At 67.6% G+C, this 26,288-nt stretch carries 27 protein-coding genes and 4 tRNA genes; 24 read left to right on the top strand and 7 right to left on the bottom strand.

Going from position 1 to position 26,288, the window contains the following annotated elements; translation table 11 throughout:
- The first annotated feature begins 22 nt into the window (after positions 1–22).
- The 4 genes from nuoL to LQF10_RS15360 are packed head-to-tail and all read left to right on the top strand — an operon-like array spanning position 23 to position 6,171.
- Entirely contained in the window at positions 23–1,936 is a 1,914-nt protein-coding gene (nuoL, locus tag LQF10_RS15375) for an NADH-quinone oxidoreductase subunit L (protein WP_231064692.1), read from the top strand.
- A 13-nt stretch (positions 1,937–1,949) separates the two neighbouring features.
- Complete coding sequence (locus LQF10_RS15370; RefSeq protein WP_231064691.1) at positions 1,950–3,554, top strand: NADH-quinone oxidoreductase subunit M; 1,605 nt, start codon at positions 1,950–1,952, stop codon at positions 3,552–3,554.
- Positions 3,551–5,170 carry an NADH-quinone oxidoreductase subunit NuoN gene (gene nuoN / locus LQF10_RS15365; RefSeq protein ID WP_231064690.1) on the top strand — a complete coding sequence of 540 codons (1,620 nt, stop codon included), beginning with the start codon at positions 3,551–3,553 and terminating at the stop codon, positions 5,168–5,170. The genes LQF10_RS15370 and nuoN overlap by 4 nt, the downstream gene beginning before the upstream one ends.
- Positions 5,167–6,171 carry a polyprenyl synthetase family protein gene (locus tag LQF10_RS15360; protein ID WP_231064689.1) on the top strand — a complete coding sequence of 335 codons (1,005 nt, stop codon included), beginning with the start codon at positions 5,167–5,169 and terminating at the stop codon, positions 6,169–6,171. The genes nuoN and LQF10_RS15360 overlap by 4 nt, the downstream gene beginning before the upstream one ends.
- Positions 6,172–6,302: 131 nt before the next feature.
- On the opposite strand, the gene rarD is transcribed toward LQF10_RS15360, so the two are convergent.
- Positions 6,303–7,256, bottom strand: coding sequence for an EamA family transporter RarD (gene rarD, locus LQF10_RS15355; RefSeq protein WP_231064688.1), 954 nt, complete (start codon positions 7,254–7,256; stop codon positions 6,303–6,305).
- Between the two features lie 232 nt (positions 7,257–7,488).
- Between rarD and LQF10_RS15350 the strand changes: the two genes are divergently transcribed.
- Positions 7,489–8,880 (top strand): FAD-dependent oxidoreductase, encoded by a 1,392-nt coding sequence (locus LQF10_RS15350; RefSeq protein WP_231064687.1) that lies wholly within the window; start codon positions 7,489–7,491, stop codon positions 8,878–8,880.
- Between the two features lie 54 nt (positions 8,881–8,934).
- Positions 8,935–9,807 (top strand): zinc metalloprotease HtpX, encoded by an 873-nt coding sequence (gene htpX / locus LQF10_RS15345; RefSeq protein WP_231067360.1) that lies wholly within the window; start codon positions 8,935–8,937, stop codon positions 9,805–9,807.
- A 74-nt stretch (positions 9,808–9,881) separates the two neighbouring features.
- Here the strand turns inward: htpX and LQF10_RS15340 are convergent, their stop codons facing one another.
- On the bottom strand, positions 9,882–10,379 hold the full coding sequence (locus LQF10_RS15340; protein WP_231067359.1) for a YajQ family cyclic di-GMP-binding protein: 498 nt from the start codon (positions 10,377–10,379) through the stop codon (positions 9,882–9,884).
- A gap of 99 nt (positions 10,380–10,478) precedes the next feature.
- On the opposite strand from LQF10_RS15340, the gene LQF10_RS15335 reads away from it, so the two are divergent.
- From LQF10_RS15335 to LQF10_RS15305, 7 genes are all read left to right on the top strand, one after another.
- Positions 10,479–10,563, top strand: a tRNA-Tyr gene (locus LQF10_RS15335).
- A gap of 159 nt (positions 10,564–10,722) precedes the next feature.
- On the top strand, positions 10,723–10,896 hold the full coding sequence (locus tag LQF10_RS15330; protein WP_231064686.1) for a hypothetical protein: 174 nt from the start codon (positions 10,723–10,725) through the stop codon (positions 10,894–10,896).
- Between the two features lie 124 nt (positions 10,897–11,020).
- Positions 11,021–11,093, top strand: a tRNA-Thr gene (locus tag LQF10_RS15325).
- Positions 11,094–11,147: 54 nt separating this feature from the next.
- Positions 11,148–11,221 (top strand) — tRNA-Met (locus LQF10_RS15320).
- A 57-nt stretch (positions 11,222–11,278) separates the two neighbouring features.
- Entirely contained in the window at positions 11,279–11,449 is a 171-nt protein-coding gene (gene rpmG / locus LQF10_RS15315; protein ID WP_231064685.1) for a 50S ribosomal protein L33, read from the top strand.
- Between the two features lie 11 nt (positions 11,450–11,460).
- Complete coding sequence (locus LQF10_RS15310) at positions 11,461–11,913, top strand: FAS1-like dehydratase domain-containing protein (protein ID WP_231064684.1); 453 nt, start codon at positions 11,461–11,463, stop codon at positions 11,911–11,913.
- Positions 11,910–12,344 carry a MaoC family dehydratase gene (locus LQF10_RS15305; protein WP_231064683.1) on the top strand — a complete coding sequence of 145 codons (435 nt, stop codon included), beginning with the start codon at positions 11,910–11,912 and terminating at the stop codon, positions 12,342–12,344. The genes LQF10_RS15310 and LQF10_RS15305 overlap by 4 nt, the downstream gene beginning before the upstream one ends.
- A 63-nt stretch (positions 12,345–12,407) precedes the next feature.
- Here LQF10_RS15305 and LQF10_RS15300 read toward each other — a convergent pair whose 3' ends face one another.
- Positions 12,408–13,460: a LacI family DNA-binding transcriptional regulator gene (locus tag LQF10_RS15300; RefSeq protein ID WP_231064682.1), complete on the bottom strand. Its 1,053-nt coding sequence runs from the start codon at positions 13,458–13,460 to the stop codon at positions 12,408–12,410.
- 186 nt (positions 13,461–13,646) lie between these two features.
- Between LQF10_RS15300 and LQF10_RS15295 the strand changes: the two genes are divergently transcribed.
- Positions 13,647–14,879: an MFS transporter gene (locus tag LQF10_RS15295; protein ID WP_231064681.1), complete on the top strand. Its 1,233-nt coding sequence runs from the start codon at positions 13,647–13,649 to the stop codon at positions 14,877–14,879.
- A gap of 46 nt (positions 14,880–14,925) precedes the next feature.
- Positions 14,926–16,020 (top strand): UDP-N-acetylmuramate dehydrogenase, encoded by a 1,095-nt coding sequence (locus LQF10_RS15290; protein ID WP_231064680.1) that lies wholly within the window; start codon positions 14,926–14,928, stop codon positions 16,018–16,020.
- Between the two features lie 79 nt (positions 16,021–16,099).
- Here LQF10_RS15290 and LQF10_RS15285 read toward each other — a convergent pair whose 3' ends face one another.
- Complete coding sequence (locus tag LQF10_RS15285) at positions 16,100–17,146, bottom strand: adenosine deaminase (protein WP_290371108.1); 1,047 nt, start codon at positions 17,144–17,146, stop codon at positions 16,100–16,102.
- Between the two features lie 73 nt (positions 17,147–17,219).
- On the opposite strand from LQF10_RS15285, the gene LQF10_RS15280 reads away from it, so the two are divergent.
- The 3 genes from LQF10_RS15280 (at position 17,220) to LQF10_RS15270 (ending at position 19,498) form a co-directional block, all read left to right on the top strand.
- Positions 17,220–18,461, top strand: coding sequence for a protein kinase family protein (locus LQF10_RS15280; RefSeq protein ID WP_231064679.1), 1,242 nt, complete (start codon positions 17,220–17,222; stop codon positions 18,459–18,461).
- Positions 18,458–18,886, top strand: a complete 429-nt coding sequence (locus LQF10_RS15275) for a hypothetical protein (RefSeq protein ID WP_231064678.1) — start codon at positions 18,458–18,460, stop codon at positions 18,884–18,886. Before LQF10_RS15280 ends, LQF10_RS15275 begins: the two co-directional genes overlap by 4 nt.
- Before the next feature lie 102 nt (positions 18,887–18,988).
- Entirely contained in the window at positions 18,989–19,498 is a 510-nt protein-coding gene (locus tag LQF10_RS15270; RefSeq protein WP_231064677.1) for a hypothetical protein, read from the top strand.
- Between the two features lie 23 nt (positions 19,499–19,521).
- Here LQF10_RS15270 and LQF10_RS15265 read toward each other — a convergent pair whose 3' ends face one another.
- Positions 19,522–19,953 (bottom strand): DUF6069 family protein, encoded by a 432-nt coding sequence (locus tag LQF10_RS15265; protein ID WP_231064676.1) that lies wholly within the window; start codon positions 19,951–19,953, stop codon positions 19,522–19,524.
- A 187-nt stretch (positions 19,954–20,140) separates the two neighbouring features.
- Here LQF10_RS15265 and LQF10_RS15260 point away from each other — a divergent pair, with 187 nt between their 5' ends.
- Entirely contained in the window at positions 20,141–21,310 is a 1,170-nt protein-coding gene (locus LQF10_RS15260; protein ID WP_231064675.1) for a sensor histidine kinase, read from the top strand.
- Positions 21,303–21,959, top strand: coding sequence for a response regulator transcription factor (locus LQF10_RS15255; protein ID WP_231064674.1), 657 nt, complete (start codon positions 21,303–21,305; stop codon positions 21,957–21,959). The genes LQF10_RS15260 and LQF10_RS15255 overlap by 8 nt, the downstream gene beginning before the upstream one ends.
- A 14-nt stretch (positions 21,960–21,973) precedes the next feature.
- Here the strand turns inward: LQF10_RS15255 and LQF10_RS15250 are convergent, their stop codons facing one another.
- Together LQF10_RS15250 and LQF10_RS15245 are read right to left on the bottom strand one after the other, a co-directional pair.
- Positions 21,974–22,633 (bottom strand): response regulator transcription factor, encoded by a 660-nt coding sequence (locus tag LQF10_RS15250; protein ID WP_231064673.1) that lies wholly within the window; start codon positions 22,631–22,633, stop codon positions 21,974–21,976.
- Positions 22,630–24,132 (bottom strand): sensor histidine kinase, encoded by a 1,503-nt coding sequence (locus LQF10_RS15245; protein WP_231064672.1) that lies wholly within the window; start codon positions 24,130–24,132, stop codon positions 22,630–22,632. The genes LQF10_RS15250 and LQF10_RS15245 overlap by 4 nt, the downstream gene beginning before the upstream one ends.
- A gap of 164 nt (positions 24,133–24,296) precedes the next feature.
- Here LQF10_RS15245 and LQF10_RS15240 point away from each other — a divergent pair.
- The 4 genes from LQF10_RS15240 (at position 24,297) to rplK (ending at position 26,267) form a co-directional block, all read left to right on the top strand.
- Positions 24,297–24,369: transfer RNA gene (locus LQF10_RS15240), tRNA-Trp, on the top strand.
- A 46-nt stretch (positions 24,370–24,415) separates the two neighbouring features.
- Entirely contained in the window at positions 24,416–24,895 is a 480-nt protein-coding gene (secE, locus tag LQF10_RS19495; RefSeq protein WP_354002592.1) for a preprotein translocase subunit SecE, read from the top strand.
- Positions 24,896–24,975: 80 nt separating this feature from the next.
- Positions 24,976–25,728, top strand: a complete 753-nt coding sequence (nusG, locus tag LQF10_RS15230; RefSeq protein ID WP_231064671.1) for a transcription termination/antitermination protein NusG — start codon at positions 24,976–24,978, stop codon at positions 25,726–25,728.
- Positions 25,729–25,835: 107 nt separating this feature from the next.
- The gene (gene rplK / locus LQF10_RS15225) at positions 25,836–26,267 is read left to right on the top strand and encodes a 50S ribosomal protein L11 (RefSeq protein ID WP_231064670.1); all 432 of its coding nucleotides are present in this window, start codon (positions 25,836–25,838) and stop codon (positions 26,265–26,267) included.
- Positions 26,268–26,288 lie beyond the last annotated feature (21 nt).

The following is a 26,288-nucleotide window of genomic DNA, read 5'->3' as shown; positions in this document are numbered from 1 at the left end:
TAGGGGCCGGACAGCTGTGGAAATGACGCCCTTGACCGATCTTGCCTGGCTGCTCATCGCCATCCCACTGGTGAGCGCCGCGGTGCTGCTGGTCGGTGGACGCCGCACCGACGCGTGGGGACACTGGCTCGGCGTGCTGGCCGCAATCGCCTCGGCCGTGCTCGGCATCGCGATCCTGGTGGAGTTGCTCGGCCTCCCGGGTGAGGACCGGGTTGCCGGTGTGCACCTGTTCTCCTGGATCCCCGCAGGTGACCTGAGCGTGGACGCCGGTCTGCTGGTTGACCCGCTCTCGATGACGTTCGTGCTGCTCATCACGTTCGTCGGTGCGCTGATCCACATCTACTCGGTCGCGTACATGGAGCACGATCCCGCCCGGCGCCGGTTCTTCGCCTACTTGAACCTGTTCGTGGCAGCGATGCTGGTGCTGGTACTGGCCGACTCCTACGCCCTGCTCTTCGTCGGCTGGGAAGGCGTGGGTCTGGCCTCCTACCTGCTGATCGGGTTCTGGAACCAGCGCACCGAGTACGCCGTGGCCGCGAAGAAGGCCTTCGTGATGAACCGCGTGGGTGATATGGGCCTGCTCATCGCGATGATGCTGATGTTCGCTTCCATCGGTGCGGTGGACTTCGAGACCGTCTTCGCTGCGGCCGAGGGAACGAACGAGGGCATCCTCACCGCGACCGGTCTGATGCTGGTGCTCGCCGCCTGCGGTAAGTCGGCCCAATTCCCGCTCCAGGCCTGGCTCGGGGATGCGATGGCTGGCCCCACCCCCGTGTCGGCCCTGATCCACGCAGCCACCATGGTCACCGCCGGGGTGTACCTGATCGTCCGCTCCGGCCCCGTCTTCGAGGGGGCGCCGACAGCTCAGCTGGTGGCCGCGATCATCGGTGCGGTCACTCTGCTGTTCGGGGCGATCGTCGGGTGCGCGAAGGATGACATCAAGAAGACTCTTGCGGCATCCACGATGAGCCAGATCGGGTACATGGTGCTCGCCGCAGGCCTGGGCCCGATCGGCTACGCGTTCGCCATCTTCCACCTCCTCACCCACGGCTTCTTCAAGGCCGGGATGTTCCTCGGTGCCGGGTCGGTGATGCACGGGATGGGCGATCAGGTGAACATGCGCAGCTTCGGCGCACTGCGCCGGACGATGCAGATCACCTGGATCACTTTCGGGGCCGGTTGGCTCGCGATCCTGGGTATCCCGCCGTTCTCCGGCTTCTGGTCGAAAGACAAGATCATCGAGGCCGCGTTCGTCGGTGACGGGTGGCAGCCCTGGGTGTTCGGGCCGGTGGCGCTGCTGGGTGCCGGGATCACGGCGTTCTACATGTCCCGGCTCTTCTTCATGACATTCCACGGCAAGGCACGCTGGAACGACGGGGACAATGGCCGGCCCGGTCCCGTGCAGCATCCGCACGAGTCACCGGCACTGATGACCGTCCCGATGATCATCCTCGCGATCGGATCCGTCGCCCTGGGTGGGCTGCTCTCCATCGGGGATACGTTCACCCACTGGCTCGAGCCGGTGACTGGGCACGTCGAGCACCACGACCCGGTGATTCCCATCCCGGTGCTGATCGTCGCCACCGTCGCCATCGTCCTGATCGGCGCTTTCCTGGCCTGGCGGCAGTACGGCGCCCGCGAGGTGCCCCTCAGCCCACCAGAGGGATCCGTGCTCACCCGCGCGGCCCGCGTGGATCTGTACCAGGACGCCGTCAACGAGACTGTCTTTGCCGCTCCGGGCCAGCGAGTCACCGAGGTGCTCACCGAGGCCGATACGTCAGTCGTCGACGGCGCAGCCCGGGGCCTCGGATCAGGTGCCGTGGGTCTGGGCGAACGCTGGCGCCGCCTGCAGAACGGGTATGTGCGCAGCTACGCCTCGGTCATGGTGATCGGTGTCGTACTCGCCGTTGTCGTCGTCCTCGCCACGCGAGTTTAGAGTCGGAGGATCCATGACTACCCCTATTGCCGATCTGCCCTGGCTCTCTGTGCTCGTGGCCGTCCCGGTGGCCGCTGCTGCCCTGATCTGGCTGGTGCCGGGTCTGCAGAAAGTGGCTCGACCGCTCGCTCTCGTGGTGAGCCTGCTGGTGCTTGCCGGTGCGGTGGCGATGGTGCCGGGCTTCGACGCGAGCGGCGGGTATCAGTTCGCCGAGAGCTACTCCTGGATTCCCGCGATCGGGGCCTCCTGGGCGCTGGGTATCAACGGCCTCGGGCTGGTGATGATCCTGCTCGCGGTTGCGCTCGTTCCGATCGTGATCGCAGCGGCCTGGAACGAGGTGAAGCCGCCGACCATCGTGGCGACAGTCGGCACCGAGGGCACTGATGGCACTGATGGCACTGACGGCGTTGCCAATGGCGACGCCCGTACGAAGGCCCTGGACCGCCGTCGGGCGGGGTATGTGGCCTTGGTGCTGCTGCTCGAGGCGATGATGATTGCCATCTTCGCCGTGCGGGACCTGTTCTCGTTCTACGTGGTCTTCGAGGCCATGTTGATCCCGGTCTATTTCATGATCGGCGTCTTCGGCGGTCCGAACCGGCGCCCTGCGGCGATCAAGTTCTTGTTGTACTCCCTGGCCGGTGGTCTGGTGATGCTCGCCGGCGTGATCTACCTGCTGGTGCAGACCGGAGGCGGGGCACAGGCCCTCCTCCTGGACAACCTGGCGGGCACGCTCGAAGGGAACGACACCGCGCAGTTGTGGGTGTTCCTCAGCTTCCTGCTCGCTTTCGCCATCAAGGCTCCGATGGTGCCCGTGCACACGTGGCTCCCGGATGCGGCGTCGCAGGCACCCCCAGGAACCTCCGCGTTGCTCGTGGGGGTACTGGACAAAGTCGGTACATTCGCGATGATCGCGATCTGCCTGCCGCTCTTCCCCGATGCCGTGGCCAACGCCGCTCCCTACCTGGTGGTGCTGGCGATCATCTCGATCATCTACGGCGGCATCCTGGCCATCGGCCAGCGCGATGTGATGCGGTTGATCGCCTTCACCTCGGTCTCGCACTTCGGGCTGATCGTGTTGGGCATCTTCGTGGGGACGCAGACGGCGATGACCGGCTCGATGATCTACATGGTCGCCCACGGCGTCTCCACCGCCGCCCTGTTCCTGGTGGCAGGGTTCCTCACTCAGCGCGGTGGCTCCCAGCAGATGTCCGCGTACTCCGGGATGCAGCGAGTGGTGCCTGTGCTGGCGGGAGTCTTCCTGATCTCTGGACTCGCCACGCTCGCCCTACCCGGGCTGAGCGGATTCGTGCCCGAGTATCTGGTGCTGCTCGGCAGCTTCGAAGCGAATGCGGCGGCCGGTGTGTTCGCCGTGGTCGGTGTGGTGCTCTCGGCGCTGTACATCCTGCTCGCCTACCAGAAGATCTTCACCGGCCCGGCGATCGAGGACACCACCGTCTCGGGACTGCCTACGATGTCCGATCTGAGTGCGCGGGAGCGGTGGACGATGGCGCCGTTGGTGATCGCGATGATCGCCCTCGGGTTCTTCCCCGGCCCTGTCCTGGACCTGCTCACTCCGGCCGCTGACCAGTTCGCCGCGATCCTCGGGAGCGCCTCATGAACCCGTTCATCCCACCGTCGATCGACTGGGCAGCCCTGTCTCCGCTGATCATCGTGCTCGGCGCTGCCGTGCTCGGCGTGCTGATCGAGGCCTTCGTGAAGGACTCGGTACGCCGGGCGGTCCAGGTCTCGCTCGCCGTCCTCGCCCTCGGTGCGGCACTGGTGAGCGTGGCCTGGCGCTGGACCGTGGTGCAGTCCCAGGGTCCTGCTGAACTGGTCGGCGGGGCGATGCTTGAGGACGGGCCGGCGTTGCTGGCCCAGGGCATCGTGCTGATCTGCGCCTTCGTGGGAATGCTCGTGATCGCTGATCGCTCTGGTGGCGAGGACGCCTTCACCCCGGTGGCGGCGGCAGTGCCGGGCTCGGCCTACGAGGCCCAGGCGCGCCGGCTCGGTCTGGTACAGACCGAGGTCTATCCGCTGGTGCTGTTCTCCGTGGCAGGCATGCTCGTGTTCCCGGCGGCCGGTGACCTCCTGACCCTTTTCATTGCGCTGGAGGTGCTCTCCCTCCCGCTGTACCTGCTGGTCGGTCTCTCGCGGCGCCGTCGCCTGCTCTCTCAGGAGGCGTCACTGAAGTACTTCCTCCTCGGCGCCTTCTCCTCCGCGTTCTTCCTGATGGGCGTGGCACTGCTGTACGGGTACTCCGGCTCAGTGCGCTTCGCCGACCTCGCCGCCGCCGTACCGGCGATGGTGGGAATGGATACCGTGCTGCTCGCCGGTGTGGTGTTCGTGCTCGTCGGACTGCTGTTCAAAGTGGGCGCCGTGCCGTTCCACTCCTGGGTTCCGGACGTCTACCAGGGCTCGCCCACCTCGATTACCGGGTTCATGGCCGCCTGTACGAAGATCGCTGCTTTCGCGGCCATGGTGCGGTTCGTTTACGTGGTCGCGCCCGGCCTGGAATGGGATCTGAGCCCGCTGCTCTGGGGGATCGCGATCCTCACCATGGGTGTGGGCACGGTACTTGCGATCGTGCAGACCGACATCAAGCGGATGCTCGCCTACTCCTCGGTGGCGCATGCCGGGTTCGTCCTGCTGGGTGTGCTCGCCCTGACCAGCAGTGGAATCAGTTCAGTGTTCGTCTACCTGCTCGTCTACGGGCTGGCCACGGTGGGTGCGTTCGCCCTGGTGAGCATGGTCCGGGAGAAGGACGCCGAAGGCAACATCACCGGTGAGGCGACCAGGTTGAGCCAATGGGCCGGCCTCGGGCGCCGGCACCCGGTGCTCGCTATGTGCTTCACCCTGTTCCTGCTCTCCTTCGCCGGTATCCCGCTGACCGCGGGATTCATCGGTAAGTTCGCCGTGTTCGCAGCGGCGGTCGAGGGTGGCGCCTGGCCGCTGGTGGTGGTTGCGGTGCTGGCCAGTGCGGCCGCCGCGTTCTTCTACGTCCGCGTGATCGTGCTGATGTTCTTCACCGACCCCGGTGAAGCCGCAGCGGAGAGCGCCGAGGGTGTGGAGACAGGCAGCGCTGTCGTGGCAGGTATTCCCGAGGCCGCGGTGGTCAAGACCGAGGGTCTGACCGCGGTCGCCGTGATCGTGTGCGCCGTGGGGACTGTCGTTCTCGGTGTGCTTCCGACGCCGATTCTGTCCCTCGCGGCTGAAGCGGCTAAGTTCATTCCGTGACCTCCCCCCTGCCCGGCCTGGACGATTCTGAGCTCGAGTCTCGGCTCGCCGCCGATCTCGACGAGATCGAGCGTCGCCTCGTGGAGGCCGCGCGTCACAGCGAGAGCATTGTCGACGAGACGTCACGTCACCTGCTCGCTGCCGGAGGCAAGCGGATCCGGCCGGTGCTGGTTCTGCTGACCAGCCAGTTCGGCGATGGGGTGAACGAACAGGTGCTGCAAGCGGCCGTGGCCACGGAACTCACGCACCTGGCCACGCTGTACCACGATGACGTGATGGACTCCGCGCCGATGCGCCGCGGAGCGCCGAGCGCACACGAGCTGTGGGGCAACTCGGTGGCCATCCTCACCGGAGATCTGCTCTTCGCGCGGGCCTCGAGGCTCGTCTCGGACCTCGGCCCGATCGCAGTGCGCGTGCAGGCGGAAGCATTCGAGCGGTTGGTGATGGGTCAGTTGCACGAGACCCTCGGGCCAGGTGAGGGCGGCGATCCGATCGCACACTACTTACAGGTGCTCGCCGACAAGACTGGCTCGCTGATCGCGGCCGCCGCGTGCTACGGCACGATGCTCAGCGGAGCTGCGGAATCGGCCCAGGAAGCCGTAATCTCCTACGGTGAGAAGGTGGGGGTGGCGTTCCAGCTCGCCGACGATGTGATCGATCTGATCTCCGATGCAGAGACCACCGGCAAGACACCCGGAACGGATCTACGCGAGGGAGTGGCCACGATGCCGGTGCTGCTACTTCGGGCTCGCGCGGCGGCCGGAACGTTGGATGCCGAGGGTGAGCAGTTGCTCGCTGATCTGGATGGCGACTTGAGCACGGACGAGGCGGTCGCCGATGTGCTCGCTCGGCTACGTGTTCATGACGTGCTCGACGAAGCACGCGAGATGGCCCGCCGGTGGTCCAGCGACGCCATCGCCGAACTGGCACCGCTGCCCGAGTCCGCAGCCCGTGACGCACTCGAAGTGTTCGCCGGGCTCCTCGTGGACCGGATGGCTTAGCCCAACCCCCTACCCGAGCGTAGGAATCCACGGCGTTCACTCGAATCCATCTGCGGGTACCCGGGCGGGGATTCGAACCCCGGAACTGGATTCCCACGGGGTGTGCCCGCGTGAGGGGACCTAGGCGCGTGCTACTGGTCCGGTGGGGCCAGTCGCGGCATGCGGCGTCCGGCCCGGAACATGTCCCAGGTGAGCAGCACCAATGCCACCCAGACGAGGGCGAAGCCCGCCCACCGGCTGGAGTCCATGGCTTCGCGGTAGATCAGCACCCCGGTGAGGAACTGCATCGTGGGGGTGACGTACTGCAGGAGCCCCATCATCGCGAGCGGGAGGCGACGTGACGCCGTCGCGAACAGCACGAGTGGCACTGAGGTGACGATCCCGGCAGCGATCAACAGGGCGGCGAGCCCCGCAGCCGGCATTGCACCGGAGCCGGGGCTCCCGAAGGTTCCTTCTCCCCGGACGGCGAGCACCACGAGGAAGGCCAGCGCCACCGGCGTCAGGACCAGCGTCTCCACCGCCAACCCCGGCAGGGCCTCCACCCGTGCACCTACCTGCTTCTTCATCAGCCCGTATCCACCGAAGCTGAGGGCGAGCACGATCGCGATCCACGGGAAGGACCCGAACCCGATGGCGATCACCAGCACCCCGGCTGCGGCGAAACCGACCGCCACCCACTGGGCCCGCCGCAGCCGTTCACCGAGTACCAGCACGGCGAGCACGACCGTGACCAGTGGATTGATGTAGTAGCCGAGTGCGCCGTCCACCACGTGACCGGTGATCACCGCGAACACGTAGACGGTCCAGTTCGCGCACAGCAAAGTGGCCGCGAGTGCCAGCCGCGCGGTCAGCCGTGGTTGCCGCAGCAGGCTCGTGAAGGCGCCCAGCCGGCCCAGGATCGCCAGCAGGGCCAGGCAAGCCACCACCGACCAGACCACTCGATGCGCGGTGATCTCGAGCGGCCCCGCGGGTGCGAGCAGCGGGAAGTACAACGGGAGCAGCCCGAACCATGCGTATCCCGCGAAGCCAGCCGCGATCCCTCGCGGATCGAGCCGATCCGAGGCTCGATCGGTGGGGGCAGGCACCCGCCCAACGTACCGCGCAGTCCGGCCGAACCATTCGTTCCGAGTGATCGGGGCGCTCTGGCGGGCCGGTGGCGGGGCGGTTGAGCGCCGGGCGCGGGGAGGCCGCTCCCGAAACGTGAGACGACTGCGCCAAGCGGCGCCGACGGTGAGGTCAGCCTTACACTGGTCGTTGGTACTCGCCCAGGCATCATCGTGCCCCCGCCAACGTCATCGAAAGAGGCATCTCGTCACCGTGCCTACCACCACCCCCCTCCGCGTCGCTATCGTCGGTGCCGGCCCCGCCGGCATCTACGCTGCCGACATCCTGTCCAAGACGGACCTTGAGGTCTCGGTCGATCTGTTCGAGCGCCTGCCGGCGCCGTACGGCCTGGTGCGCTACGGCGTCGCGCCGGATCACCCGCGCATCAAGGGCATCATTACGGCGCTGTACAAGGTGCTGCAGCGTGGTGACATCCGCCTGATCGGCAATGTCGACTTCGGTAGCGACCTGTCGTTGGAGGAGGTGCGCCGCTACTACGATGCCGTGATCTTCTCCACGGGTGCGATCCGCGATGCCGATCTGAACATCCCCGGCATCGATCTCGACGGTAGCTACGGTGCTGCAGACTTCGTGTCCTGGTTCGACGGGCACCCCGATGTGCCGCGGACCTGGCCGCTGGAGGCGCAGCATGTGGCCGTGCTCGGCGTTGGCAATGTGGCTCTCGATGTGGCGCGCATCCTGGCCAAGCATGTCGAGGATCTGATGCCCACCGAGATCCCAGAGAACGTGGTCGAGGGCCTCGCAAAGAGCCCGGTCACCGATGTGCACGTCTTCGGGCGACGCGGCCCGGCACAGGTGAAATTCACTCCACTGGAGTTGCGCGAGCTTGGCCATGTGCCCGATGTGGACATCGTGGTCTACCCGGAGGACTTCGACTTCGACGAGGGCTCAGAGGAGGCGATCCGCTCGTCCAACCAGACCAAGCAGGTGGTGAAGACCCTCACGGACTGGACGCTGCGGGATCCGAGTGAGCTCACCGCTTCGCGCCGGATCCACCTGCACTTCCTGCACGCCCCGCATGAGGTGCTCGGTGAGGATGGAAAGGTGGTTGGACTGCGTACGGAGCGCACCGAACTCACCGGTGACGGGAACGTACGCGGGACCGGCACCTACGAGGACTTCGATGTGCAGGCCGTCTATCGTGCGGTGGGCTACTTCGGTTCACCGCTGCCGGACGTCCCCTTCGATGACGTGGCCGGGGTGATCCCGAACGCCGGCGGTCGAGTGCTCGGTGCCGACGGCGAGCACATCCCGGGCCTGTACACGACCGGGTGGATCAAGCGAGGTCCGGTCGGCCTGATCGGGCACACGAAGTCTGACGCCGCGGAGACCATCCGGCACCTGGTCGAGGACCTCACCAGTGCGATCGAGGCAGGGTCTCTCACCGGGGCCGAGGTGCGGGATCCACAAGCAATCCTGGACCGGCTCGAGAGCGACGGTGTGCCGTACACCACGTGGGAAGGCTGGGAACTCCTCGACTCCTACGAGCGTTCCTTGGGTGAGGAGCAAGGACGCGAGCGCATCAAGGTGGTACCCCGCGCGGAGATGACCGAGATCTCCCGTGGAGTGACAGCCCGCGCGTGATCGCGGCCCTGCTCCGATTCGGAAGCAGGGAGGACGTCTGTGACGCGCACGTGGATGAACGGCGTGAAGACCGCCGCACTGTTCGGTGTGCTCTGGCTTGTGGTACTCGGCCTCGGGGCATTGGTGGCCTCCGGCACCGGGAGCTCGATCTGGATCTGGGTGTTCGCAGGCGTGGGCGTGGTGGCCACGTTCGTCTCATACTGGCGCTCGGACACCATCGCGATCCGGGCCATGCGCGCCCAGCCGGTGAGCGAGGCCGAGGCGCCGGCCATGTACGCCATCGTGCGTGAGTTGTCCACGAAGGCGCAGCAGCCGATGCCACGCCTGTACATCTCGCCTACGGAGGCGCCGAACGCTTTTGCGACCGGGCGCAATCCGCGCAACGCGGCCGTGTGCTGCACGGTGGGGATCCTGCGGCTGCTCGATGAGCGGGAACTGCGCGGGGTGCTCGCGCACGAACTCTCCCACGTCTACAACCGCGACATCCTCACCTCGTCGGTGGCTGCCGCGATGGCAGGGGTGATCACCTCGGTGGCGCAGTTCCTGCTGTTCTTCGGTGGGGGAGGGCGGGGCCGGGACGCGGGCCCGCTGGGCGTCATCGGGATGCTCGCGATGGCGCTGCTGGCACCCTTCGCGGCCACACTGATCCAGCTGGCCATCTCCCGCACCAGGGAGTACGACGCCGACGCCGACGGTGCCACGCTCTCCGGGGACCCGCTCGCCCTGGCCTCGGCGTTGCGCAAGCTGGAGAGCGGGACGGCGGCACGCCCGTTGCGCCCGGACGGTGACCTGGCCGATGTCTCACACCTGATGATCGCCAACCCGTTCAAGGCCGGGGCGGTCTCGAAGCTGTTCGCCTCTCACCCGCCGATGGCACAGCGGATTTCCCGCCTGGAGGAGATGGCCCGGGGCGGCTGGGAGCGCTGATACCCCGACGGCGGCGACCACGTGGCGACGTGGCTCACCGCCCGCAGATCTCCAGTCAGCGGTAGTTCACGCGGTCAGCGGTAGTTCACGAACTGCAGCGCCGCGTCGATATCGGCATCCTTGAGCATCGCGATGATCACCTGCAGGTCGTCCCGCTTCTTCGAACTGACCCGCACCTCGTCACCGGTGATCTGGGTCTTGACACCCTTGGGGCCCTCGTCCCGGATCAGCTTGGTGATCTTCTTCGCATTCTCGCTGGACAGGCCCTCCTTGAGGGTGCCGGCCAGGCGGTACTCCTTGCCTGACGGCTGCGGCTCATCCTCGCCGGTGTCGATCGCCTTCAGCGACACACCGCGGCGGATCAGCTTGGACTGGAACACGTCCAGGATGGCGAGGACGCGCTCGGCGGTGTTCGCCGCCATCACGATCGACTCGCCGCTCCAGGCGATGGAGGCTCCGACATTGCGGAAGTCATACCGCTGGGAGATCTCCTTCGCCGCCTGGTTCAGGGCGTTGTCGACCTCCTGTCGGTCCACTTTGCTCACGACGTCGAACGAGGAATCACTCGCCACGCTGGTCTCCTTCTCGGCTGCGGCGGCCGCCTGGCGGCAGCCGGTGGTCACGAAGTCCCGCTGAACTTGGTATTGTTCCATCCGGTCCTTCGACCATACGGCGGGTTGCCCGAGCGGCCAAAGGGAGCTGACTGTAAATCAGCCGCGGAATGCTTCGCAGGTTCGAATCCTGCACCCGCCACCAGCTGCGCGAATGGGGTGTCTCCTTCGGGGAGGCGCCCCATTCGGCGTCCGGCGCCACCTGAGGAGACTTGCTGGCGCTCGTGCGCCATCGCACGAGGGCGGGTAGCGTGAGATCGACCGCCGGTCGCAGCGTGCGATCGCTTGGAGGAGGGTGGTCACGATGGCCGGCAAGTCACGCAGCCGACGGGCGCGCATCGCAGCCGCGCTGAGAAGCTTCTTCGCCGGCCTCACCGATTCCTCTGTCACCGACCAGGTGGATCGGTTTCACGATCGGATGCACCCGGCGCAGAACTACCGCGGCCGGCACATGGGCGGTACCGGTGGTGGATTCTGACCGGACGGCACCACCGGAACGTGCCGTCCCCACGGACTGTGGCGGTCTCGGGAACGTGGTCCGCACCACAGATCTCCTGCCGATTTCACCTTGGGCCGCCAGAGCATGTACCCTCGATCCCGCTGCCCCGATAGCTCAGTCGGCAGAGCGTCTCCATGGTAAGGAGAAGGTCAAGGGTTCGATTCCCTTTCGGGGCTCTGGTCTGTGCCTGGTCTGCGACCCGCCGGGTCGCGGGCCTTGAGGCAAGACGCGGCGGGGTAGCTCAGACGGTCAGAGCGCACGACTCATAATCGTGAGGTCGCGGGTTCGATCCCCGCTCCCGCTACACAATCAGCGCCGCAATCCCAGCCCGGACCGGGCGGGCAACTCGTGAGGAAGACCAATGGCCAGCAAGTCCGCGGACGTCCGTCCCAAGATCACCCTTGCCTGCGACGCATGCAAGGAGCGCAACTACATCACCAAGAAGAACCGGCGGAACAACCCCGACCGGCTCGAGCTGGCGAAGTACTGCCCGCGCTGTAACGCCAAGACCAACCACCGCGAGACTCGCTGATCGCTGCAGCGATGAGCGCAGTCAATGCGGACTTCATAGGGCGGGTGTTCACCGGAACCCCGCCCTATGGCGTGTCCCGCGCCAAGATCGCCGAGTTCGCATCGGCTGTCGGGGCCACCGCGCCCGTGCACACCGATCCGGCTGCGGCCCGCGAACTCGGCTACACCAACGTCGTGGCCCCTGCCACGTTCGCGGTGCTGATCGCCCAACAGGCTGAGGCCGAGTACATCGAGGACCCCAGCGCCGGGATCGACTTCTCCCGCGTGGTGCACGCCAACGAAGGCTTCACCCACCACCGACCGATCGTGGCCGGAGACGAACTGCACGCCGCTGTCCATGTGGACTCGGTCACTGAACGCGCGGGTATCGCGATGGTCACCACGCGGTGCGAGATTGCCGACGGCGCAGGTCAGCCGGTCTGCACCGTCACCTCCACGCTCGCCGTGCGCGGGGAGAGCTCATGACCACGAGCGAGAACGCCGTCAGCGCCGCCACCGAGATCGGCGCTGAGCTGTTCCGGACCACGGTCGCTGTGGACCGCACTCGACTGGTCCGTTACGCCGGTGCCAGTGGCGATTTCAACCCGATCCACTGGAACGACCGGTTCGCCGTCGAGGTGGGCCTGCCAGGGGTGATCGCGCACGGCATGCTCACCATGGGTGTCGCCGCGTCCGCACTCACTGACTGGCTGGGTGATCCGGGGGCTCTCCTCTCCTATGCCGTCCGATTCACCCGCCCCGTGCCGGTGCCCGACCCCGGCGTCGCGGAGCTCGAGATCGTCGCGAAGCTGGGTGCCGTCGACGCCGATGCCGGCACGGCCCGGGTGGACCTTTCCGTCACGCTCGACGGCGCTGCCGTCCTGGGCAAGAGCCAGGCGCACATCCGCCTGCACTGATACCACTCCCGCACCCTTCGGCCGGGTGGGCTGGGCGGGGTCCCGGGAACTGCGGAGATGCGCTCAGGTCGGGGCCGGGCCCGTGGTCGTTCCGATCCGCAGGTCACATTCCAGCGCCACCGACGTGGGCCGGCCACCGTCGGCCAGCATGATTGCCGCCTGAGCGGCGTACTCACCCTTCTCCTGGATCGGCTGAACGATGGAGGTCAGTCGATGCTCGCCGAGCCATGGCAGATCGACGCCGTCGAACCCCGCCACCGAGACATCCTCCGGGACACGCAGACCCCGCTCCTGCGCGGCAAGCAACAGCCCGGCTGCGATCAGATCGCTGAATCCGACCAACGCCGTCACCTGTGGCGCGCGGTCCAGTAGCGCATGTCCTGCTCGGATCCCCTCTTCCACCAGGGACCGCGCGGTCGTCTCGATCGCGGCTGGCATCAGCCCGGCGTCGCGGATTCCCGCGAGCCGGTCGGTGACATATCGCTCACGGGGGCTGCTGCCGCCACGGGGATCTATCGGGCCCCGCTGTCGTTTCGGCGACCACGGCATCGTGGCGAGTCCCACGTGGCGATGCCCCAACCCCAGCAGATGCTCACCCAGTGCGGCCATACCGGCCCTGTCCTGCACCCGCACCGATATCTCGCCGCGCCGGGGCCGATCCACCCAGACCAGCGGCACCTGACGCTCCCGCAGGATGCGGGCCGTCTCCGGAGTGATCTGGTGCAACACCACGGCGGCATCCATCGGCCCGTGCCGCACCAAGTCCACACCGGTGCGATCCTGGCCCGCATCGCTGCCGGACGGCACGAGCAACATCCCTCGGGCGGCATCGCCGAGTGTGGAGGCCACCCCGGCGAGTGTCTGCACGGCCACGGGGTCACGGAAGTTCACCCGCAGGTCCTGCCCCACCAGAACGCCGATGATCTTGCTGTGGCCCCGCCGCAATGAGGCGGCCACCGGGTTCGGACCGGCGTATCCGAGCGCGGCGGCCGCTGCCAAGACCCGCTCGCGGGTGGCGGCGGCGATCGGACCGGCACCGGAGAAGGCGATGGACGCCGTCGACAGGGAAACGTTGGCCGTGCGGGCGACGTCGGTCAACGTGGCACGAGTGCTCACGTCGGCTCCCTTCGTCGCAGTTTGACCAGGCCTGAGCAGGTGCGCACCATAGCCTAGGCGCGTGCAGGCACGTTCCTGAGCATCATCGGTGGATCACGCCATCATCCCGGAGAATCACCACCTCACATCCGGGCCGCCCCGCGCGTATACCTGGTGTCCCTTCGAGACCATCGCTGAGAGCCGTTCATGATTCCTCCTGCCGACGCGGTACGTGCGCGCCGGGCCGCCGCCCTGGTCTTCACCACCTTCGCGCTGAATGGCTTCACGTTCGCGAACTGGCTCTCTCGTATCCCGACGATCCGCGACGAGCTGGACCTGTCCGAGGGGCAGTTGGGTCTGATCATTCTGTTCGGCTCGCTCGGCTCGCTCGTGGCGATGCCGCTCACCGGCCGGCTGATCGGGGGCCTCGGCGCGCGCGCCTGCGTGGCGATTGCCGCCATCGTCGCTGCCCTGGGTCTGACGGTTGCGGTGACGGGCGTGGCCACGGGGACGGTGTGGCTGCTCGTCGGCGGGCTGTTCGTGGCCACGATGGGAATCGGTGGCTGGGACGTGTCCATGAACTACGCAGGAACGATGGTCGAGCGTGCTCTCGATCGCGCGATCATGCCCTGGTTCCACGGTGGGTTCTCCATCGGCACGGTCTTGGGTGCCGGAGTCGGCGCGCTGGTGATTCGTGCGGGGATCGGTGTGCCACTGCACGTGCTCACCGTGATTGGCGCGGTCCTGGTGGCAGTGATCGTCTGCACCCGCGGGTACCTGACCGAACCTGCATCGCCTGAATCTGGAGGCCTGGAAACTCCTGACGTCGCAGCTAGGCGGGGCCCAGGCGTCTCCTACCTGCGCGTCTGGTTCGAGCCGCGCACCCTGTTGGTGGGCCTGGTGGTGCTGGCGGCCGCGCTCACCGAGGGCGCCGCCAATGACTGGCTGGCCCTCGCCGTCGTCGACGGTTTCGAGGCTCCGAACGAGGTCGGCGCCATTGGCCTGGCGATCTTCCTCGTGGGAATGACGGCGATGCGGTTCCTCGGGACCGCCCTGCTGAACCGGTTCGGCCGGGTCGCCGTCCTTCGACTGTGCACCACCTTGGCAATCATCGGCCTCGGTGTGTTCACCCTCGTGCCCTCGTTGCCGGTGGCGCTCGCGGGAGCGGTGCTGTGGGGGATGGGCGCGGCGCTGGGATTCCCGGTCGGGATGAGCGCTGCCTCCGACGAGCCGGCTCAAGCGGCGGCCCGGTTGTCCGTGGTCTCCACCATCGGGTACGCCGCGTTCCTGATCGGGCCTGGGTTCATCGGCCTCCTGGCCGACGTGATCGGCATCCGGCATGCCTTGCTCGCGATCATGGTGCCGCTGGTGGTCGGCTTGCTGGTGATCCCGGCTGCCCGTCCGCTGCCAGCCGTCGAGGCCGAGGTGGAATCTCGTTGATCAGTCAGCCCCCCAAGTGTGCCTCGCCTGCGTAGAGTGGACGCCCATGACCTCCCAGCCTGCGACTACTGGTACCGAGTTGCCGCTGCTGGCCGATCTGACGACGTTCCGGGTGGGGGGACCGGTCGGCAGGTTTGTGGAGGCCACGTCCGAAGAAGAGCTGGTTGAGACCGTCTCCTCGGCCGACCGCAGCGGTGAACCGGTGCTCGTACTCGGCGGCGGCTCGAACGTGCTGGTGGCCGACGAGGGCTTCGACGGCGTGGTGGTGCGCGACGCCCGCCGCGGGATCACTGTAGAGAGCCAGGACGCCTGCGGTGGGGCCTCAGTGCGGGTTCCCGCCGGCCAGCCGTGGGATGACGTCGTGCTCCGGGCCGTGGCGCAGGGGTGGCGCGGTGTGGAAGCACTGTCCGGGATCCCCGGCTCCAGCGGCGCCACCCCGGTACAGAATGTCGGCGCCTATGGGCAGGAGGTCGCCGAGGTGATCTCGTCGGTGCGCACCTGGGACCGGGCGACCGGTCGCATCCGCACGATGGCCCGGGCTGAGCTCGGCTTCGGGTACCGCAGGTCTGTGCTCAAGGACTCCTTCGTTGATGACGGCACCGGCACCGCGTGGAGCCCGAGCCCTCGCTATGTGGTGCTCGAGGTCGGCTTCCAGTTTGTGCTGTCCGAGTCCAGCGCTCCGGTGCGCTACCCCGAGTTGGCGGCCGCTCTCGGTGTTGCCGTGGGCGAGCGCGCGGCAGCCGCGGAGGTGCGCGAGGCTGTGCTCGGTCTGCGTCGCGGCAAGGGCATGGTTCTCGAGGAGACCGACCATGACACCTGGAGCGCTGGATCGTTCTTCACCAACCCCGTACTCAGCGCCTCGCGCGCCGCATTACTGCCGCCCGAGGCTCCGAGGTTCGCCGCAGGGGAACGAGTCAAGACCAGTGCCGCGTGGTTGATCGCCCGCTCGGGGTTTACCAAGGGATACGGCCAGCCTGGGCCTGCGGCGCTCTCGACCAAGCACGTTCTCGCGTTGACCAATCGAGGCGGCGCGAGGGCGGCGGACCTGCTCGCGTTGGCCCGCGAGGTACGCAACGGGGTATGGGAACAGTTCGAGATCGAGCTGGTACCGGAGCCGGTGCTACTCGGTATGCGTCTGTAGTGCCCGGTTCACGCGGGTCGTAGTCGCCGCACAGTGGCGCGGCACGGTGTCGATGCACGTGCCGACTGGTCCCGCAGGGTCACTCGCGGAGGCCAGGTCCGGTGAGCCAGGCGCCGACATCTGCGAGCATTGCCGCCTTCGAGGCGGTGCTGGCGCGGCTGGCGCGGATCGAACCTCGGGCCAGTTCGGCAAGCTCGGCATCCGTCATGCCGTGCACATGCCGGGCGGTCTCGTACTGGGCCAGCAACCGGGAGCCGAACAGGAGCGGATCGTCGGCTCCGAGAGCGATATCGGCGCCCGCAGCCAGGAGTCGGCGCAGGGGCAGTTCCTGCGCCGTGGGGAAGACACCGAGGGAGACATTCGACGCCGGGCACACCTCGAGTGCGATCCTCTCTGCCACGATCCGATCCAAGAGGGCCGGATCCTCGGCGGCTCGGACCCCATGCCCGAGACGGTGCGGGTGCAGATGGGCCACCACCTCGGCCACGTGGTCCGGTCCGAGCAGCTCCCCGCCGTGCGGGGCGAGCAGCAGACCTGCACGAGCGGCGATCCGGAACGCCGGCCCGAAATCCGCGGTGTTCCCGCGGCGCTCATCGTTGCTCAGACCGAAGCCGATCACGTCACCGGCACCGTCCCCGGCGTGCCGGACCGCGAGGCGTGCCAAGGTCCGGGCGTCCAGCGGGTGGCGCGTGCGTGAGGAGGCCACGATGATGCCCGTCTCGACGCCGGTGGTTGCGCTGGCCTCCCGCGCCGCATCGGTGATGATCTCCAGCGCCGGGGTGATGCCGCCGACGAACGGGGCGTAGGAGGTCGGGTCCACCTGAATCTCCAGGCGTCGAGAGCCTTCGTCGGCGTCGGCCTGCGCCGCTTCGTGGATGAGCCGGCGCATCGCCGCTTCGGAGCGCACCACGGCCCGGGCGGCGTCGTACATGCGCTGGAACCGGAACCAACCGCGTTCGTTCGCAGGCAGCCGCAGCGGGTCCGCGGAGGCGACCGTCTCGCGGAGCGTCTCCGGGATCCGCACTCCTGCTTCGATGGCGAGCTCGCTGAGGGTCAGCGCACTCATCGAGCCGGTGAAGTGCAGATGCAGATGTGCCTTGGGAAGCGTTCGCAGATCACGGGCCACGATTGTCACTGTATGAGAGTTCTCTCATCTTCCTCTCACACCGACACCATCAAGGGCCGATGGAATGAGCATCATGACCACCCTCGTGCCCGAAGAGCTGACCCTGTTGACGGGTTCGGACGCCGGCGACTTGGTGCGGGCCGCGATCGGTGTGGATGAGGCGCTGGCTGGCCTCGTGGTCGAGGTCGACGCCGTGCATCACCGGCCAGGTCTGGGCGTGAGCGCGGTCTACGCCGTCGACTACCGGGTGGCGGGGCGTCCGGTCCGGGAACACCTGGTTGCCAGCACTGCCGCAGTTCCCGATGCGCCCTCGGTCGCCGTGCTCGACAACGGCGTGCATCGAGTGCGCGTATGGCGGCGTGCAGATGACCCTGCGCTTCCCGGCCTGCGAGCGGCGCTTGATCCTCGTGTGGTTGCGGGCTGGTTGCGTCCCTCTCTCACTGCCCATGGCGGCCGCAGCAGTGCCTCAGATCCCACCCCGATCGGGGTGGAACTCCTCGGCTATCGGCCGACACGCCGCGCAGTGGTCCGGGTCATGGGCCCTGGTGGTCCCGTGGCGTACCTCAAGATCCTGCCCCCGGCGCGCACCTCGCGGCTGGTCCGGCGCCACCAGGTGCTGGAGCAGACAGGTGTGCCAGCCCCTCGGGTCGTGGGTGAACCGGTTCCCGGTGTGGTGGTGCTCTCTGTGATGACCGGCACCGCCCTGACGAATGCCATTGCCGGCGCGCGCAGCCACCCGGAGGACCTGCCCGCCGCCGAGGAACTGGTGGCCTGGCTGGACGCGCTTCCGGATGCCGTCCGGGCACTCCCTCGGCGTCAGTCCTGGGTCGATCGGATCGACTTCCACGCGAGCGCTGCCCGGGCAGCGCAACCCGCGTCGATGGCCGGGATCACCGCAATCGAGCGGGGTGTCGCCGATCTCCTGTCCGAGCTGCCCGCTCCGGCTCAGGTGCCCACCCACGGAGACTTCTACGAGGCCAACGTGTTCACCGCCGCAGGCAAGGTGCACGGAGCCATCGATCTGGACTCACTCGGTCCGGGAGCGCGGGAGGACGACCTGGCCACGATGCTCGGGCACCTCAGTGTGCTCCCCGCGCTCGCCCCGGAGCGTTACCACCACGTTGATGAGATCACTGATGACTGGTTCGCCGTGTTCTCCGAGCGTGTGGACCCGGCGGCTCTTGCCGCGAGAGTGGCCGCGGTGGTGCTCTCGCTGGTGGCCGGGACGGCTGCGGACCAGGGGCGGGCTCGACTGGCGGTCGCGGATCGTTGGCTCACCCGTGCACGGAACGAACGAGCCGGGAGGAAACCATGAGTCGCAGTGGTGCATGGATGGCCACCGGTGCACTGGGCGTGGCTGGCGTGGTCGCAGCGGTGCTGGCGACGGGACCCGGGCTCACCGCCCCTTCGATGGGCGAGGCCATCGTCGTCTCTGGGCCAACGACCGCTCCGCGGGCCGCGTCGGAGCGTGCGGTATCGGTGGCCACCCCGGAGACGGGCCGGGACACGGACGGCCGTGACAGGACCGACGGCCCCGGCACGACAGACAGCTCCGTGCGGACGGCCGTCTCGCCGGCGGATCCGCCGGCCGCGTCGGGCGGGACTTCCGCGACCGAGGGAGGTGACTCTCCGGAGCGGGTATCGCTCGCTGCACCGGTGAGCGCTGACAGTCCGAATGCGCCCGCTAGCCCCGATGACAGCCCGGACAGCCCGCCGTCAGCCGAGTCGGCAGACGATTGATGAGAGGCCTCTCATCGCCGGTTCCCGCCGTTCTCATCTCCGAGGGCCAGGCTCGGCCTTGACACCAACGAACCCCGCCTGGGGACGATCACTGGAGACATCATGATCACACGCAAGGTATGGATCACCACCGGCGCCCTCGGTGTGGTGGCCGTGACCGCTGGCGCGGTCAGCGCGGCCGCCGAACCAGGTGAGGATTTCAGCCAGCCTGCCGTTCAGGTGGCGGGCGCCGACGAAGCCGTGAAGCTCTCCCTCGCGTCCGAGGCTGTGACGGCGAACCCTGCCGCCGTGGCCGCGGAAAGTGCGATCTCGTCGGTGACGGCTGCGTCGCCTACCGCTTCCCCGATGACACCGGCGAGTGCGCCGAGTCCGGTGAGCCCGGTGAGTGCTCAGACGCCACCGAGTCCGGCGAGTGCGCCGAGTCCGGTCAGCCCGGTGAGTGCTCAGACGCCACCGAGTCCGGCGAGTGCGCCGAGTCCGGTCAGCCCGGTGAGTGCTCAGACGCCACCGAGCCCAGCCAGTGCGCCGAGTCCGGTCAGCGCCCCGAGCCCGGCCAGTGCGCAGAGCCCGGAGTCCGCGGACAGTGCACCCTCTGCCGACTCGGGCGACTGACCTGGCCTGGACTGCCGGTCCGGTCACGCCACACGGCGTGGCCGGACCGGCAGTCCGACGATCAGGGTGGCTCCCACCACCAGATGCAGGGCGATCAGGACAACTGAGGCTGCGCCGTCGGCCGCTGTGACGGGGCTGACCATCGAGCCAGCCAGCACGACGACCGCGAGGACTCTCCAGATGCTGCGGGCGTGCCCACTGAGGCGATCCAGCACGGCCCAGGCTGCCCATCCCAGCAGGGCTGCGGTCAGCCCGGCGGCGAGGACGGACGCTATCGAGATGGTGATCGCCGATGATTGCTGCCCTCCCGGCTGTGCCACCAGTTCGACACCGGCGATCGGGACCGCGAGGATCCAGACGACGGCGGCCAGCAGTGGCGTCGCGATCACGGTCAGCAGCTGGGCACGTCGGTTCGTCTGGGTGGGGGTCGTGGAATCAACGCTGATAGCGGTCATCAGAAGTCCTTTCAGATCGTTGCCCCGCAATCGCGAGGGGCGCCATGTCGGCGGCCGATCACCAGAGTCCACTCCGGTGCTGACCTAGCACATCGGCCACCTGGACTGCGCCGAACCCCCGATGGTCGGACCGCCCCCCGACTTTCGTCTGTGGTGTGATGGTGCCTCGGCCGTACGGTGGCTGATCATGGGTCACACCGAGGACACCCCGATCCGATCCCACCTGGGGACCACCTGGACGTTCGCCGTGCTCGGCGTGGCCACGGTGCTGACGACGGCCACAGTGCTCGCTCGATCGGCGTCCGCAGGCGGAGGCGCGGCCTGGACGGTTCTTGACGGCGTGGTCGGTGTACTGGCCCTGATGGCGCTCGCTCTTGCGCTGCGCTATCCGGCGGCGGGAGCGGTCGTGATCGCCTGCCTGGCAGCGGCCTCTCCGGCTGCGACGGCTGCCTCGACCATTGCCACGCTGGTGGTGGCACAGCGTCACCGCCTGGTGCCGGCTGCCCTGATCGGCGCCGCCGGTGTGCTGGCGCACGTGGTCCAGGCGGTGGCGCGCCCCGTTGCGGGGATCACGATGACCTGGTGGGTGCTCCTGACGCTGACGGCGTATGCGGCCCTGATCGCGTGGGGAGCGTTCGCACAGGCCCGCTGGGCACTGATGGGCTCACTGCGCGAGCGTGCCCGTCGTGCTGAACTCGACGCGGAACGGCGCCTAGCCGACGCACGGCTCGCGGAGCGCACTCGGATCGCGCGGGAGATGCACGATGTCCTCGCGCATCGCCTCTCGCTCGTCGCCACGGCGGCCGGTGCCTTGGAGTACCGCCCGGATGGCCCGCCCGAGCAGATGGCGATCGCGGCAGGGACGGTCCGCCGCGGTGTGCACGAGGCCCTCGAGGAGTTGCGTGAGGTGATTGGGGTGCTTCGCGCGGACGAGGTGGTGGACTCAGGGCCGCTCAGCCGGCGAAGGCCTCCGGACCCGGGTGTCGCCGACCTGCCGACACTGGTCGATGAGGCCAGGGCGGCCGGCAGCACGGTGACGACGCAGATCGAGGTGGACGGTCCCGTCCCGACCGCTGTCGGCCGGCCGGTCTACCGGATCATCCAGGAAGGACTGACGAACGCTCGCAAGCATGCCGCCGGGTGCCCGGTCCACGTCCAGCTGACCGGGATCGCGGGCGGATCGCTGAGCGTCGAAATCAGCAATCCGCTGCGCGCTCGCTCAGCAGACGTGCCGGGCTCGGGCGCCGGTCTGGTTGGCCTGGCGGAGCGAGCGGAGCTCGCCGGTGGTGCGATCGAGATCGAGACCGGCGGCGGCGTGTTCCGGCTCAGGGCCCGGATACCGTGGCCGGATGAGTGAGTCGCCACGAATCCGTCTCCTGGTGGTCGATGACGATCCGTTGGTGCGCGGAGCGCTCACCCTGATGCTCGACGGGGCAGAGGGCATCGACGTCGTGGCTGATGCGGGCGATGGCAGCCAGGTTCGTGAGGTCCTGGATTCCCGCCAGGTCGATGTGGTGGTGATGGACCTGCGGATGCCGCGGATGGACGGGATCGAGGCCACCCGGCGAGTGAGGGCGCGGACCGACCCTCCCGAAGTCCTCGTGTTGACCACCTTCGATGCCGACGAGAATGTTCTCGCCGCGCTACGCGCAGGGGCCGCCGGCTTCCTGCTCAAGGACACCGAACCAGAACGGGTTGTCGAGGCTGTCCGCCGGGTCGCGGCCGGGGAACCGGTCTTCTCCGTCGCTGTTCTGCGGGGTCTGCTCGATCGGGCGAGGACTCGTGCGGACTCGGCCGCCCGGGCGCGTCGCGCAGTGAACACTCTGACTGTGCGGGAGCGCGACGTCGCCCGGGAGGTCTCCCTCGGCGCCTCGAACGCCGAGATTGCTCGCACACTGGGGATGTCAATCGCGACAGTGAAGGCGCACATCTCACGCATGCTGTCCGAGCTGGGCCTGGGGAACCGGACGCAGCTCGCGCTCCTGGTACACGATGCCGATGGCTGAACACTCCCGCGAGGTCAGCTGAGTCGGTAGCCCATCCCACGCACGGTCTCGAAACGGTGCGCCCCGAGCTTCTTGCGCAGGTAGCGCACGTAGACGTCCACCACATTCGAACCGGGATCGAAGTCATACCCCCACACCCGGGACAGCAGTTGTTCGCGGCTGAGTACCTGTCCCGGGCTGCGTAGGAACGTCTCGGTGAGGGTGAACTCACGGGCGGACAGGTCGACGTCTCGCTCATTCACCCGGGCCCGTCGCGTACGCAGGTCGAGAGACAGGCCGCCGTGGCTGAGCACGGTCGGTTCCGAACTGGTGATGTCGCTGCGGAGCCGGAGCCGCACACGCGCGAGCAGTTCCTCGAACCGGAACGGCTTGGCCATGTAGTCGTCGGCACCGCCCTCAAGGCCAGCGACCGTGTCGGTCACTGACGAGCGCGCGGTGAGAATGATCACCGGGATCGTCACGCCGAGCGATCGCACCGCACGCAGCACCTCGAATCCGTCCTGGTCCGGCAGGCCCAGATCGAGGATCAGCAGGTCGAAGTCTCCCGTGCTTGCCAGGTCGACGGTGTCGGCGGCAGTACCGACTGTCGTCGGCGTGTACCCGGCTGCGCGCAGGCCCTTGGCGACGAACGACGCGATCCGTGCCTCATCCTCGGCGATCAGGATCTGGCTCATCGTTGCTCCTTCTGGTCTACGTGCACTGACGCCTCGGCCGAGACCCCGTACTGAGTGGTTGCGGCGTCGTCCAGTGGTGGTGTGCGTGGCAAGTGGATCGTGATCGTGCTCCCTGCGCCGGGGGCGGATGCGACCGTTGTGTGCCCGCCATGCGCCTCAGCGATCGATGCCACGATCGGTAGCCCGAGCCCGATGCCCTCCACTGTGGGATCGAGTCTTTCGAACCGGCCGAACACGCGCTGTTGGTCGGTGGCGGGGATGCCCACGCCCTCGTCCCGCACCCACAATGACACGGTGGAGCCGTCGGCGGACAGTGCCGAGCCGATGCCCACAGTGGTCCCCTCGGCAGAGAACTTCACCGCGTTGCTCGCCAGTTGCAGCAGTGCCTGCGTGAGCCGGCGCGGGTCTGCCTGGATGCGCACATCGGTCAGGGAGTCGAGCACCCACCGCCGATGGCCCAGCGTGGCCGCCTTGGCCAGCACATCATCGGTGAGCAGGGCGACATCAACGTCGGTGGGCGTGACGAAGTCGGGGCGGCGAGATTTTGCCAGCGTCATCAGATCGTCGATCAGCAGGTTCATTCGGTCGATCTCGTCCAGGGCGAGTGCTCGGGTGCTCGCAGCATCCTCGGAGTCGGTGGGGTCCATCAGCTCGAGGTGGCCACGGATGATGGTCAGCGGCGTGCGCAGTTCGTGCCCGGCGTCGTCCAAGAGTTGGCGCTGGGACCCGAATGCCTGGTCCAGCCGGGCCAGCATCGCGTTGAACGTGGCGCTCAACAAGGCCAAGTCGTCATTGCCCGCGACTGGGATGCGACGGCTCAGGTCATCCGAGGAGTTGATCTCCTCCGCGGTGTTGCGCAGCACTTTCAGTGGAGCGAGCAGTTGGCCCACCACGAACCAACCGATCAGCGTGATCCACGCCAGTGCGGCCACCGAGACCAGGGCGTAGGTCCGAAAGGTCCCCTCGATCTGGTCGTACTCGGCATCGACGTCGAAGGCGAGAACCATCGCCCCCCGCTCGCTGGGCGGATCGGTCGTCACCGGGAGGGCGAGAACGCGGTACGTGCGTTGGGATGTCTCGACTGTGAACAGGTCGGCCTCGTCCCACTCGGAGACGGGAGCTAGAGCGGTCACGAGTTCGGGATCGTCCTCGATCCGGAACGATGTGGCAATCTCAGGCACGTGTGAGACGTCCCCATCGATGAACCCTGCCAGCGCCTCGTTCGTGGCCGGCACCACCCGGCTCAAGGCTGTGCGCAGCACTGCCGAGACCGAGTTGAACGGCTGACCGGTGCTGGGGTCCACCCCTTCCTCGGCGAGCGTGCGGATCTCTGCCGCCGACCGACTGAGGGAGTCGTCCAGGCGGATCAGACTGCGGTCCCGCTCCAGGGAATACGCACTCACTCCGGCTGCCGCAAGCGCGAGTGCCGAGAGGATCGTCAGGGCGGCGAGGGCACGTGAACGAACGCTGCTACGGAGGCGGGAGACGCGCGTGGGCACTGTGCCAGTATCCTCGCCGGTCGTCCACAGCGGGGATCATTACGGGGCAGTTCGACTCAGTCGCACTCGTCCCGTAGACTCGTCGCCGGGTGGTTGACATCCGCCATGCTGGTTCGTGCCCGGTTCCCGGTCCACGGACCTGTTCGGGCGGTGTCGATCGTCGAAGGGCAGTGGCGCAATTGGTAGCGCACCGGTCTCCAAAACCGGCGGTTGTGGGTTCGAGTCCCTCCTGCCCTGCTCAGTACCCGCCTCCACGTAGACCGGCCGATCCAAGGACACTTCCGTGAGCAATTCCACCAACGCCGATTCGGGCGAGCCCGACGACGTCGGTCGCGGTGACGATGCACGCAACGGTGACGATGCGAGCGAGCGCGAGAACGCTGCTGCGGACACCGGCGCGACTGATTCCCGTGAGCAGTCGGAGTCCTCGTCGGACGAGGAGGCGGCCGCGGTAGCGCCCCGACCGCCGCGGGAGAAGCGCACCCCCTCGTCGGTGCGCGCCTCCGAGGGCGGTAAGGGTCGACGCACCGCCTCCAGGTCCGAGGCCGAAGCGGCCCGGACCGCCGAACCGAACGCATTCGCACGGATCTGGCGCTTCATCCGCCAGGTGATCGCCGAGCTGCGCAAGGTGGTCACGCCCACCCGTACCGAGTTGCTCACCTACGTGGCCGTCGTCATCGTGTTCTTGATTGTGATGATGGCCTACGTTGGCGTGCTGGACTACGGCTTCGGCCAGTTGGTGCTCTGGGCATTCGGCGGTTGAGCAGATCCCGGCCGCGAACGATCAACGATTTGAGCGAAGAGCTCGCACACTGAACGAGACTGAAGGAAGCAGGTCAGGACGTGTCTGAAGAGACTCACCCCACCGGGGACGTGACGGCGGCTGACGTGCCGACGGACGTCACGGACGGCGAGAACGCCGTGGCCGGTGCCGGCGAGGCTGTGGCCGAGGACGCGACCACCGACGCTCCCGGCTCCGCCGAAGAGGTGCCGGAGGACCCGGTCGCGGCCTTCCGCTCCGAACTGCGTTCGCTGCCCGGTGACTGGTACGTGATTCACTCCTACGCGGGCTACGAGAACCGGGTGAAGGCCAACCTGGAATCGCGCATCCAGTCCCTCAACATGGAGGACTACATCTTCGGCGTCGAGGTGCCGATGGAGGAAGTCGTCGAGATCAAGAACTCCGTGCGCAAGGTCGTCCGGCGCGTCCGGGTGCCCAGTTATGTCCTCGTGCGGATGGACCTCACCGACGAATCCTGGGGTGCAGTGCGGCACACGCCGGGCGTCACCGGGTTCGTGGGGAACTCGCATTCACCGGTCCCGCTCACCGTGGACGAGGTGATGTCCATGCTGGCCACGAATATCGAATCCAAGACATCTCCGGCACAGACCTCCGGCGGCAAGTCCGCATCTCCTGCTGTGCAGGTGGACTTCACCGTCGGCGAGTCCGTGACCGTCACCGACGGTCCCTTCGACACGCTGCCGGCCACGATCTCCGAGATCAACGCCGAGAACCAGAAGCTCAAGGTACTGGTCTCGATCTTCGGCCGGGAGACTCCGGTCGAACTCTCGTTCAATCAGGTCGCCAAGATCTGATCGTGCTCAACGCGGTGCCCCGCACGGGGCACCGTCATCCGGACCGCAAGGTCGTGCAACCGGGTCATCGCCCACGGCGTCGGCCCACCACAGGAAAGTGAATTGATATGCCTCCCAAGAAGAAGGTCTCCGGCCTCATCAAGCTCCAGATCCAGGCCGGTGCCGCCAACCCGGCCCCGCCGATCGGGCCCGCGCTCGGTCAGCACGGCGTGAACATCATGGAGTTCTGCAAGGCCTACAACGCGGCCACGGAATCCCAGCGCGGCAACGTCATCCCCGTGGAGATCACGGTGTATGAGGACCGCTCGTTCACCTTCATCACCAAGACGCCGCCGGCTGCAGAGCTCATCAAGAAGGCCGCTGGTGTGGCCAAGGGCTCCGGAACTCCGCACACCACGAAGGTCGGAACCCTCACCCAGGCCCAGGTCCGCGAGATTGCCGAGGGCAAGATGGTGGACCTGAACGCCCGCGACATCGATGCGGCCGCGAAGATCATTGCCGGCACCGCACGGTCGATGGGGATCACCGTCTCCGGCTGAGATCATTCGAACTCGGGCTGT

This window comes from Ruania halotolerans, assembly GCF_021049285.1.
Taxonomy (GTDB): Bacteria; Actinomycetota; Actinomycetes; order Actinomycetales; family Beutenbergiaceae; genus Ruania; species Ruania halotolerans.
The sequence above is the reverse complement of the archived record's forward strand: the minus strand, read 5'-3'. Positions and strand labels throughout refer to the sequence as shown.